This window comes from Streptomyces sp. H27-D2 (assembly GCF_035828615.1).
In the GTDB taxonomy this organism is placed as follows: Bacteria; Actinomycetota; Actinomycetes; order Streptomycetales; family Streptomycetaceae; genus Streptomyces.
In genome coordinates, this window is record NZ_JAYMZR010000157.1 from 1 (window position 1) to 10524 (window position 10524).

Annotated in this window: 9 protein-coding genes; 4 read left to right on the top strand and 5 right to left on the bottom strand. The window is 72.0% G+C overall.

Annotation, left to right across the window (positions count from 1 at the left end; all coding sequences use genetic code 11):
* Positions 1 to 101 precede the first annotated feature (101 nt).
* The gene (locus QMK28_RS32650) at positions 102 to 1799 is read right to left on the bottom strand and encodes a streptophobe family protein (RefSeq protein WP_326443315.1); all 1698 of its coding nucleotides are present in this window, start codon (positions 1797 to 1799) and stop codon (positions 102 to 104) included.
* A 220-nt stretch (positions 1800 to 2019) separates the two neighbouring features.
* Between QMK28_RS32650 and QMK28_RS32655 the strand changes: the two genes are divergently transcribed.
* Positions 2020 to 4668 carry an FHA domain-containing protein gene (locus QMK28_RS32655; protein WP_443050901.1) on the top strand — a complete coding sequence of 883 codons (2649 nt, stop codon included), beginning with the start codon at positions 2020 to 2022 and terminating at the stop codon, positions 4666 to 4668.
* A gap of 146 nt (positions 4669 to 4814) precedes the next feature.
* Here the strand turns inward: QMK28_RS32655 and QMK28_RS32660 are convergent, their stop codons facing one another.
* From QMK28_RS32660 to QMK28_RS32675, 4 genes are all read right to left on the bottom strand, one after another.
* Positions 4815 to 5573 carry a transglycosylase SLT domain-containing protein gene (locus QMK28_RS32660; RefSeq protein ID WP_326443317.1) on the bottom strand — a complete coding sequence of 253 codons (759 nt, stop codon included), beginning with the start codon at positions 5571 to 5573 and terminating at the stop codon, positions 4815 to 4817.
* Positions 5574 to 5897: 324 nt separating this feature from the next.
* On the bottom strand, positions 5898 to 6599 hold the full coding sequence (locus QMK28_RS32665) for a nitroreductase family protein (protein ID WP_326443318.1): 702 nt from the start codon (positions 6597 to 6599) through the stop codon (positions 5898 to 5900).
* A gap of 17 nt (positions 6600 to 6616) precedes the next feature.
* Positions 6617 to 7321 (bottom strand): S-adenosylmethionine:tRNA ribosyltransferase-isomerase, encoded by a 705-nt coding sequence (locus tag QMK28_RS32670; protein WP_326443319.1) that lies wholly within the window; start codon positions 7319 to 7321, stop codon positions 6617 to 6619.
* Positions 7273 to 7869, bottom strand: coding sequence for an SDR family NAD(P)-dependent oxidoreductase (locus tag QMK28_RS32675; protein ID WP_326443320.1), 597 nt, complete (start codon positions 7867 to 7869; stop codon positions 7273 to 7275). Before QMK28_RS32675 ends, QMK28_RS32670 begins: the two co-directional genes overlap by 49 nt.
* A 214-nt stretch (positions 7870 to 8083) precedes the next feature.
* Between QMK28_RS32675 and QMK28_RS32680 the strand changes: the two genes are divergently transcribed.
* The 3 genes from QMK28_RS32680 (at position 8084) to QMK28_RS32690 (ending at position 10301) form a co-directional block, all read left to right on the top strand.
* On the top strand, positions 8084 to 9223 hold the full coding sequence (locus QMK28_RS32680; RefSeq protein ID WP_326443321.1) for a GAF domain-containing sensor histidine kinase: 1140 nt from the start codon (positions 8084 to 8086) through the stop codon (positions 9221 to 9223).
* The gene (locus QMK28_RS32685; RefSeq protein WP_326443322.1) at positions 9216 to 9866 is read left to right on the top strand and encodes a response regulator transcription factor; all 651 of its coding nucleotides are present in this window, start codon (positions 9216 to 9218) and stop codon (positions 9864 to 9866) included. Before QMK28_RS32680 ends, QMK28_RS32685 begins: the two co-directional genes overlap by 8 nt.
* 189 nt (positions 9867 to 10055) lie before the next feature.
* Positions 10056 to 10301, top strand: a complete 246-nt coding sequence (locus tag QMK28_RS32690) for a chaplin (RefSeq protein WP_326443323.1) — start codon at positions 10056 to 10058, stop codon at positions 10299 to 10301.
* The last annotated feature ends 223 nt before the right edge of the window (positions 10302 to 10524 follow it).

Below are 10524 nucleotides of genomic sequence, written 5' to 3' on the forward strand. Positions count from 1 at the left end.
GTCGGGCGGTTGCGGACAGCCCGCGCCGGAACTGTCCGGCCCGACCCGCTGACCACCGCTTTCAGCGCCTCGGAGGCTCAGCGCCTCAGCGACCCCGCGCCTCAGCGACCCCGTGGCGTACCGGGCGGAGGCGGCCCCTCGGGCGGCGGGTCCGGGGAGTCGCCGTACCGGTGGCGGGGCCGCGGCCGGGGCTTGGCCGGCGGCGGGCGCAGCGGCAGGCCGCCGACCGTCGGCGCCGCGTACGGGTCGGGCGCCGCGTACGGGTCCTGCGGCCCGTCCATGTCGGGGCGCAGATACGGGTTGGTGTCGTCGTGCGTGGGCCGGTAGGCCGGGGAGGGGTTGTACGGGCCCGGCCGGTAGGCGAGGTCGGGATAGCTGCGGTCCTCCTGATATCCCGGCCGGCCGCCGGCGCCACTGCCGCCACCGCCGAGGGCGAGCGGCGCCGCCCGCCGCCCCGCGGCTCCCGTCGCGCAGGCCAGCAGCGCGCCCGCCGCCCCGGCCCCGCCGCCCCACACCGCGCCCAGCACGAGCGCCATCGGCAGGCTTCCGTGCAGGTCTATCCCGGCGCCGAACGCGTCGAAGCCGAAGAGGGACAGGCTCGCGTCGGCCGACACCTCCGTGAGCCACACCAGCAGCGGCAGGGCCAGTGCGGTCAGCAGGGAGAGCCGCAGCGCGCACAGCCCGGCGAACCCGAGGGTCCGGTGCCCGGCGCGGGGGGTGCGGGACGCGGCCAGCACCCCGGCCAGCAGCATCATCAGGGCCACGGCGACGGGCAGCAGCCACACCCGCTCGTCGTGTTCGGCGAGCCGCCCGACGGTGATCGGCTCGTTCGCCTTCTCGCCGAGCAGTTCGTCGATCGGGTCGGGCAGCAGTTTCGCGAGCTCGCCGGTCGCGGTGCCGCGCCAGTCGGCGAACAGGCCCAGCGGCACCCCGAGCCACACCCCGTTCGGCGCGCCCAGCAGGGCCGCGCCGACGATCCGCTTGGGCTGGTCGTCGGTGGCCGCCGAGTACGCCGCCGCCGCGAGCCCGGCGCTGACCGCCACCAGCAGCACCACGCGCAGCGCCGAGGCCGCGGGCCGTACGACCCGGTGCGCCGCCGCCCAGCCGCTGGGCAGCGGGGAGAGCCGGGAGGCGGCCAGCGCGATCAGCAGCACGGCCGCCACCCAGGCCGCGCCGCCGAGCAGGGACGCGGCGGTGTCCACCTCGAAGCCGACCGAGGCCTTCGCCCGCGCCAGGTCGGCGAGCCGGTCCGGCAGGCCGCCGCCGATGTCGCCGAGCCCGTCGGGAAGCTTGTCGAGCAGATCCCCGCCTCCACCCCCGCCTCCGCCGATCTTGTCGAGGCCGAGCTGATCGCCGTCGAGCACCACCGTGTCGTGGCCCGCCCAGGCGAGCCCGCCCAGCAGCGCGATGAAGAGCGCGGCCACCGTGCCCGCGCGCGCGGCCAGTTCGGCCCCGCTGATCACCGCGCCCGCCCGGCGCAGCGAGCGCGTGAACAGCCACCCGAGCAGCAGTGCGCCGACGAGCCCGACGCCAAGCGGCGCGATATCGATGGCCGTGGTCGCCTCGGCGCCCTTGAGGCCGAAGGCGCTGACGTCACCCGAGGGGCTGACGGAGCCGTTCACCGCGAGCACCACCGCGGCCGCCGTCATCGGGCCCAACGAGCCCGCGGTGTCCGCGCCGAGCAGATGCAGACCCAGCGCGGCGACTCCCGTCATGGCGAGTAACGCCCAACTCACCGCGGAGATCGATGTGAGGAGCACATCCCCCCATCGCACGCCTTTGCCGTCGCTCGCGGTCATCGCGTCCCCCGATCCATGCCGAGTTGCCCGGATCGCGCATGATCCGTACGGATCCGTGGGCGGTTACTACTCTCCGGGGGTGTTTCGGCTGAGTCAACGGCGCTCGTAACGTGGACTTGTCACGGTCGGCTTTCGGTTCTGGGGCTGAGCCTGAAATAGTTCCCCCCGATGTTCGCCATCCCTAGAATCCCTGTGCAGGGGCTAACTCGGGGGACAATTAGTGGGGCATGGAGTGCCGGAACTCGTACTGGAATTGAACGGACAAACCTGGACGCTTGACCCGTCCCGGTCATACAGCCTGGGGCGCGATCCGCAGGGCGACATGGTGCTGGAGGACGCCAGGGTGTCCTGGCGGCACGCCACCGTGAGCTGGGGTGGGCGCAGTTGGGTCATCGAGGACCACGGGAGCACCAACGGCACATACGTGCAGGGCCAGCGGATCCACCAGATGGAAATCGGCCCTGGTTCGGCCGTGCATCTGGGCAACGCGACCGATGGCCCGCGGCTGAGTCTGTCCGGTGCCGGAATGGCAGCCGGGGCCGCGGGGGCCGCCGGCTCGGCGGGCGCCGACGCCTACAACGCGCAGGGGGCGATGGCTCCGCAGCAGCAGCATGCACAGCAGCAGGCGCAGCAGTACAACCAGCAGCAGGCTCCGCCGCAGCAGGGCGGTCCCGGCTGGGCGCAGCCCCAACAGCCCCAACAGCCCCAGCAACCGCAGCAGGGAGGCTGGCAAAAGCCTCAGCAGCAGCACCCGCAGCCGCAGAAGCTGCAGGGACCGCCGCCGCACGTACCGGGCCAGCACGTGCCCGGCCAGCACCAGCAGCAGCCGGCCGACCCGTCCGCGCCGCCCGTCTACGGCGACCGCAGTCCGACGACGTTCCACCAGCTGAACCTCGGCCGGGTGATGCGCATCGGCCGTGCGCTGGAGAACGAACTGGTCGTCTCCGACCTCCAGGTCTCCCGGCACCACTCCGAGTTCCGGGCCACCCCGGACGGCCGCTACGAGATCGTCGACCTCGGCAGCCACAACGGCACCTACGTCAACGGCCAGCCGGTCGAGCGGCAGATCCTCGGCCCCCATGACATCGTCGGCGTCGGCCACTCGACCTTCCGGCTGGTCGGCGACCGGCTCGAAGAGTTCGTCGACACCGGCGAGGTCTCCTTCTCGGCCCGGCACCTCACGGTCAAGGTCGGCGAAGGCAAGATCATCCTCAATGACGTCTCCTTCGGCGTCCCCGAGAAGTCGCTGGTCGCCGTCATCGGCCCGTCCGGCTCCGGCAAGTCCACGCTGCTGCGCGCACTCACCGGCTACCGTCCGGCCGACGAGGGCGACGTCCTCTACGACAACCGCAATCTGTACAAGCAGTTCGCCGAGCTGCGCCAGCGCATCGGCCTGGTGCCGCAGGACGACATCCTGCACGCACAGCTCACGGTCCGTAAGGCGCTGCGCTACGCGGCCAAGCTCCGCTTCCCGGGTGACACCGCGGAGGCCGAGCGCACCGCCCGGGTCGACGAGGTGCTGCGCGAGCTCAAGCTCGACATCCACAAGGAGAAGCGGATCACCTCGCTCTCCGGCGGCCAGCGCAAGCGCGTCTCGGTCGCGCTGGAGCTGCTCACCAAGCCGTCGCTGATCTTCCTGGACGAGCCGACCTCCGGCCTCGACCCGGGCATGGACCGCGACGTCATGCAGCTGCTGCGCGGGCTGGCCGACGACGGCCGTACCGTGCTGGTGGTCACCCACTCCGTCGCCGAGCTCGCGCTCTGCGACAAGCTGCTGGTGATGGCGCCGGGCGGCTCGGTCGCCTACTTCGGCCCGCCGGAGGAAGCGCTCAACTTCTTCGGCTACAGCACCTGGGCCGACGTCTTCCAGGCGTTCGAGAGCTACCGCGACTACGACTGGGCCGGCCGCTGGCGCGGCTCGCAGCACTACCAGATGTACGCGGCGGACATCGACGCGGTGGCCCCGCAGTCGGTGCACGTCCAGCCGCAGATGACGCGGCCGGCGAAGCCGCAGAGCTGGGGCTCCCAGCTCTGGACGCTGATCCGCCGCTACGCCTCGGTGATCGCGTCCGACAAGGGCTTCATGGGGCTGATGGTGATCCTGCCCGCCGTGCTCGGCGCGGTGAGCGTCGTCATCCCGGCGGAGTTCGGACTGGCCGCGCCGCCGCCCGGCAGCAAGGCGCAGTTCAACCAGGACTCGGGCACGATCATGCTGATCCTCGCGGTCGGCATCTGCTTCTCGGGCGCCGCCAACTCGGTCCGTGAGCTGATCAAGGAACGGGTGATCTACGAGCGGGAGCGCGCCACCGGCCTGTCCCGCTCGGCGTACCTGATGTCCAAGGTGATCGTGCTCGGCGTGATCACCGCCCTGCAGGGCGTCATCATCTGCGCGATCGGCTTCTCGACCCGTGAGCTGCCCGCCGAGGGCGTCGTCCTGGGCAGCATGGTCGCCACCGAGGTGTGCCTGGTCATCATCGCGCTCGGCTTCACCTCGATGATGTTCGGCCTGGTCATCTCCTCCCTGGTGAAGACCTCGGAGAAGACCATGCCGCTGCTGGTCATGTTCGCCATCGTGCAGGTCGTCTTCACCGGCGTGCTGTTCCAGATCTTCGGCGCGATCGGCATCGAGCAGTTCGCCTGGCTGATGCCCTCGCGCTGGGCGATCGGCGCGGCGGGCGCCTCGCTGGACCTCTCGCACGTGATGGCCCCGTGGGACCCGAAGCACCCCGGCGATCTCGATCCGCTGTGGGAGCACACGGCCACCCAGTGGGGCATCAACATGTTCGTGTTGATCGCCATCGGCGTGCTCTGCGGCGTCCTGGTGGCGCGGCTGCTGCGCCGCCACGAGCCCGAGGTCATGCGCAAGTAGCGCCGGGCCCCGAGCAGGCCGACCCGGACACGGCGAAGGCCCAGGCACGGCGAAGGCCCGGACACGGCGAAGGGCGGCGGCACCCCCACAGAGGTGCCGCCGCCCTTCGCGTTCACACGGCAGCGGCAGTATCACGCCGCCGCGGCTCAGTAGGCCGAGTCGACGTTGTCGATCGAGCCGTAGGTCTTGGCCGCGTAGTTGCACGCGGCGGTGATGTTGGCGACCGGGTCGGTCATGCTGTTGGCCGTGCCCTCCACGTGGAACGCGTCGAAGGTCGGCTGGATGGTCTGCAGCAGGCCCTTGGACGGCGTGCCCGCCACGGCGTTCGAGTCGGTGTTGTTCACGGCGTTCGGGTTGCCGCCGGACTCGCGCATGATGTTGCGGTGGATGCCGTCGTAGCTGCCCGGAATGCCCTTGGCCTTCATGATGGACAACGACTCCTTTATCCAGCCGTCCAGGTTGTTCGCGTACGAGGTGGCCACCGGCGCGCGCTCGGCCGAACGGCTCGCGGCGGCCTTGCGGTCGCGGTCCGCCTTCGCCTTCGCCTTGGCCTGCTGGTCGGCCCGCGCCTTGTCGGCACGCGCGGCGTCGGCCTTCTTCTTGGCCTCGGCCTCGTGCTTCGCCTTCTCGGCGTCGGCCTTCTTCTTCGCGTCCGCGTCGACCTTCGCCTGCTTGCCGGCGACGTCGGACTGCTTGACGATGCTGTCGTGCTGCGCCTGACCCGCGCCGGCCGAGGTGAACGCGACCGGCTTGGCCGAGATCGACTGCGTTCCGGACTCGGAGTCGGAGTTGCCGGGCACGACCGAGAAGGCCAGAGCCGCAGCGCCCAGGGCGGCGATGCCGGCCATGGAAATCTTGTGGGTCTTGTTCAGCCGGTTATGGCCGGAAAATGTGGGTATAGGCATAGCGGAGCTGACCTCTTCCAATCGCTTGTGTCGCGTGGCCGGACCGGCGTAATACGCCGGGATGGGTCCGCGGCGCCGAGCGACTGGGCCATTGTTAGCGGTCAGAAAATGCCATAGCAAAGGTGTGAACTACTACCTGGCTTCGTGGAACCGGGTGGTGGCGGAGTGCGTCCAGGGGGTTCCCGCACGGGCACACAGGGTGTCGACGGGCCAACTAGACGAGGCCGTAGGTGACGTGCGTCCTATGCGCGGGCTCACACCGGGCGACCCTCGATGTCACCCGGCGTGAGCGTCTCGGCATGCAGTGTCAGCGTCGGAGCAGCGTCAGAACTCCACCAGTACCTGATCCAGTGATTTGCGAACGAGATCAGGTACTTCGCAGTCCTCCGCTGGGTAGCCCACCGGCAGCACCGCGAACGCCTTCTCGTTCTTCGGCCGCTCCAGCACCTCCGACAGAAAACGCATCGGGCTCGGCGTGTGCACCAGCGCCGCGAGCCCCGACAGATGCAGCGCGGACATCAGCATCCCCACCGCGATGCCGACCGACTCGTCCACGTAGTAGTGCTTGCGCTTCGTCCCGTCCGGGCCGAGCCAGTAGCGCTGCTGGAAGACGACGATCAGATACGGCGCGTCCGTCAGATGCGGCTTCACCTCGTCCGTGCCCAGTGGCCGCAGCGCCGCCAGCCACTCCTCGCCGAGCCGCCCCGCGTACGAGCGGCGCTCCTCCGCTTCCGCCGCCTCCCTGATCCGCTGCCGTACCGCGGGGTCCTTCACCAGCACGAACGTCCACGGCTGCTGATGCGCCCCGGACGGAGCGGTGGCGGCGCAGGCGATGGCGTCCTTCACCACCCGCTCCGGCACCGGGTCCGTGGAGAACCGCCGTACGGTCCTGCGCCCGTCCATCCGCTCACGCAGCTCCGCGGCCCGCGTCAGGGACTCCTGGGCGGGCATCCGGGCGGGGTGGTAGGGGACCGGGCGGTAGGGGTCGCCGTGGGTGGGGGTCCAGGTCTGCATTGGTATGGACATATAGAGGAGTCTGGTGCTCAGTCCGGCAGGATGAGATGCACATCGCCGAACTCGTGCCACAGATAGCGCCGCTCCACGGCCGCCGCGTAGCTCCGGCACAGCAGCTCACGGCCCGCCACCGCCTCCAGCATCAGCAGATGGGACGCCTCGGGCTCGTGCAGCCCGGTCAGCAGGCCGTCCACAGCCCGCACCCCGCGCTCCGGAGTGACCACCAGATCCGTCCAGCCCGCGTCCGGCCGCACCACTCCGCCGGGGCCGGCCGCCGTCTCCAGGGCCCGCACCGCCGTCGTCCCGACCGCCAGAATCCGGCCCCCGCCGGCCCGCGCCGCGTTCACCAGCCAGGCCGACGACACGGGCACCGCGAACCGCTCCGGGTACGGCGGCTCGTGCGCCTCGGCCGACGCGACCCCCGTGTGCAGCGTGATCGGAGCGAACTGCACCCCCCGGCTGACCAGCTCCGCGACCAGCGGCGCGGTGAACGGCCGGGCCGCGCTCGGCATCTCCGCCGACCCGTCGCCGTCGGCCGAGGGTGTCGCGAAAACCGTCTGGTACGCGGCCAGCGGCTGGTCCCGGTCCGTATACCCGTACCGGATGGGACGGCCGTACCGGCGCAGCAGCGGCCCCGCCGCCGTGCCCGCGAGCCGCGCCCACCACAGCCGCTCGCCGGACGGGCTCAGCGGCTCCTCCAGCACCAGCAGCCCGCCGTCCGGCAGCCGGACCACAGCGCCCGCCGCCCGCCCCCGCCACGGCCCGGTGCTGCCCCGCCCGTCCGGCAGCCGCAGCTCCACCGCCCACCGGCCGCCCCCGCCCGCCGGCAGCGGGCTACGGCCGCCCGCCGGCGGATACCCGTCGGCAGCCCGGGTCGAGAAGCGCACCACCACGCCGCGCCGCGCAGCAGCGGCAGCGCCTCCTGCACCAGGCCCAGCGGAGCCACCACATTGGTCTCCAGCGCCGACCGCAGCCCGTCGAGGGGCTGCTCGGCCAGCCGTACCAGCGGCTCGGCGCCCAGCGCGCTCGCGTTGTTCACCAGCAGATCCAGCCCGCCGAGCCGCCCGGCGGCCCCGACCAGCGCCGCCCGGTGCCCGGCGTCGGTGACGTCCCCCGGCAGGTCCACCACCCGGGCGCCCGTCTCCCGCAGTGACTTCGCCGCGGCTCCGAGCGGCGCGGCGGACCGGGCGTCGAGCACCAGGTCCCAGCCGCGTTCCGCCAGAGCCGCCGCCGGCGCGCAGCCCAGGCCCTTGGACGCTCCGGTGATGATCGCTACCGACATCGAGATCCATCCCCTTGTACTCCGGTGGCCGCCGTCCCCTGTCGGCTCCGTGCCCACCGCGGCGACTCACGGCCCACGGTAGGAACGCGCCCGCCGCCGGCGCCTCGTGCGCGGGCCGCAACAAGGCACCGCACTTCGCCCTAGGACCTGCGGCGTAAGCGGCGGCGGCCATCGGCCCGATACGCGGGCCGGAGCCCGCCGGTACCGTGAACGCATGGTTCCCCGAACCGGACTCGCCGCGGTCAGCGAGGCCCTGCTCGCGATGAGCAGGCACCTCGAAGTGCGCGATGTCCTCAAAACGATCGTCGCGTCCGCCCGCGAACTCCTCGATGCCGAATACGCGGCCCTCGGCGTCCCCGACGACCACGGCGGGTTCGCCCAGTTCGTGGTGGACGGCGTCAGCGACGAGCAGTGGAAGGCCATCGGCCCGCTGCCCCGCCAGCACGGCATCCTCGCCGCGATGCTGCACGAGGCCACCCCGCAGCGGCTGGCCGACGTCCGCGAGGACCCCCGCTTCGGCGGCTGGCCCGCCACCCACCCCGAGATGTCCGACTTCCTCGGCCTGCCGGTGGCCGACGGCGACGAGGTGCTCGGCGCCCTCTTCCTCGCCAACAAGCGCTGCGCCAAGCCGCAGGGCGGCTGCGGCTTCACCGCCGAGGACGAGGACCTGCTGCGCATCCTCGCCCAGCACGCGGCCATCGCGCTGACCAACGCCCGCCTCTACGAGCGCAGCCGCGAGCTGACCATCGCCGGGGAGCGGGCCAGGCTCGCCCACGAACTGCACGACGCGGTCTCGCAGAAACTCTTCTCGCTGCGCCTCACCGCGCAGGCCGCGACCGCCCTCGTCGACCGCGACCCGGCCCGCGCCAAGAGCGAGCTGCAACAGGTCGCCGCGCTCGCCGCGGAGGCCGCCGAGGAACTGCGCTCCGCCGTGATCGAGCTGCGGCCTGCCGGCCTCGACGAGGACGGCCTGGTCGCGACCCTGCGCACGCAGATCCAGGTGCTCGACCGCGCGCACGCTGCGCGGGTGACCTTCGAGGCCGAGCGGGTACGGGCGCTGCCCGCCGCCCAGGAGGAAGCGGTGCTGCGGGTGGCCCAGGAAGCGCTGCACAACGCTCTGCGGCACTCCGGGGCCGCGCGGGTGGACGTCACCCTGGTCCGGAACGGCAACGGCGCGGTGCTGCGGGTCGGCGACGACGGCTGCGGCTTCGACCCCTCGGCGGTCCGGCGGGCCGGCCGGCACCTGGGCCTGGTGTCGATGCGCGACCGGGCCGGCGGCGTGGGCGGCGCACTGACCGTGGAATCGGCTCCTGACAAGGGAACCGTGATCGAGATGGAGGTGCCCGGTGGCTGATCCGGAACGCACGATTCGGGTGCTGCTGGTGGATGACCACCAGGTCGTCCGCCGGGGTCTGCGCACGTTCCTCGAAGTGCAGGAGGACATCCACGTCGTCGGCGAGGCATCGGACGGCGACGAAGGGGTCGCCCGCGCCGAGGAGTTGCGCCCCGACGTCGTCCTGATGGACATCAAGATGCCGGGCGTCGACGGCATCGCCGCGCTCCGCAAGCTCCGCGAACTCGCCAACCCGGCCCGGGTGCTGATCGTCACGAGCTTCACCGAGCAGCGCACCGTCATCCCGGCGCTGCGCGCGGGCGCCTCCGGCTACGTCTACAAGGACGTGGACCCCGAGGCGCTCGCCGACGCCATCCGGTCGGTGCACGCCGGGCACGTCCTGCTGCAACCCGAGGTGGCCGGCGCCCTGTTGTCCCAGGAGTCGGGCAACGGCGGCCACGGGCGCGGCAACGCGCTGACCGAGCGGGAGCGGGACGTGCTCACGCTGATCGCGGACGGCCGCTCCAACCGGGAGATCGCCCGCGCGCTGGTGCTGTCCGAGAAGACCGTCAAGACCCACGTCTCGAACATCCTGATGAAACTGGACCTCTCCGACCGCACACAGGCCGCGCTCTGGGCGGTACGGCACGGGATCGGGGCCTGAGAGCGCGGGATCGCGGGGGCGCGGGTGCGGAATAACTGGTTCCGCTGGCTGGGCGGAGCGTCAGGTTCCGGTGCGTTATTCATTCTGTCGTGTAGTCATGGCGTCCTCGGCGCATCCTCCTGCCCGGCTGCCCGTTCTCCATGGCGTGCCGCGGCGGCTGGCCGCGGCAGCAGCTAGGAGGATTCAGAAGTGAAGAACCTGCAGAAGGTCACCGCGGTCGCCATGGCAGTCGGCGGACTCGTCGCCGCGGGCGCCGGAGTCGCCTCGGCCCACGGCGGCGCGACCGCGAACGGCGGCGCCGCTCACTCGCCGGGCGTCGTCTCCGGCAACGTCGTCCAGGTGCCGGTGCACATCCCGGTGAACCTCTGTGGCAACACCGTTTCCGTGATCGGGCTCCTGAACCCGGCCTTCGGCAATGTGTGCCTCAACCACTGAGACCGCTGACCGAACCCGCGCGGCCCGCTGAATATCCAGCAGGAGCCCGCTGAATATCCAGCAGGAGGAAGACTTCCCATGAACACTGCCAAGAAGGCCGCCCTGGTCCTCGCCGCCGCCGGAGCCGCCCCGGGTGCCGCGGCCGCCACCGCGACCGCCACCACGGGCCACGACGGCGCCAACGCCCCCGGCGTGGCAGCCCCCTCGCCGGGCGGCGTCTCCG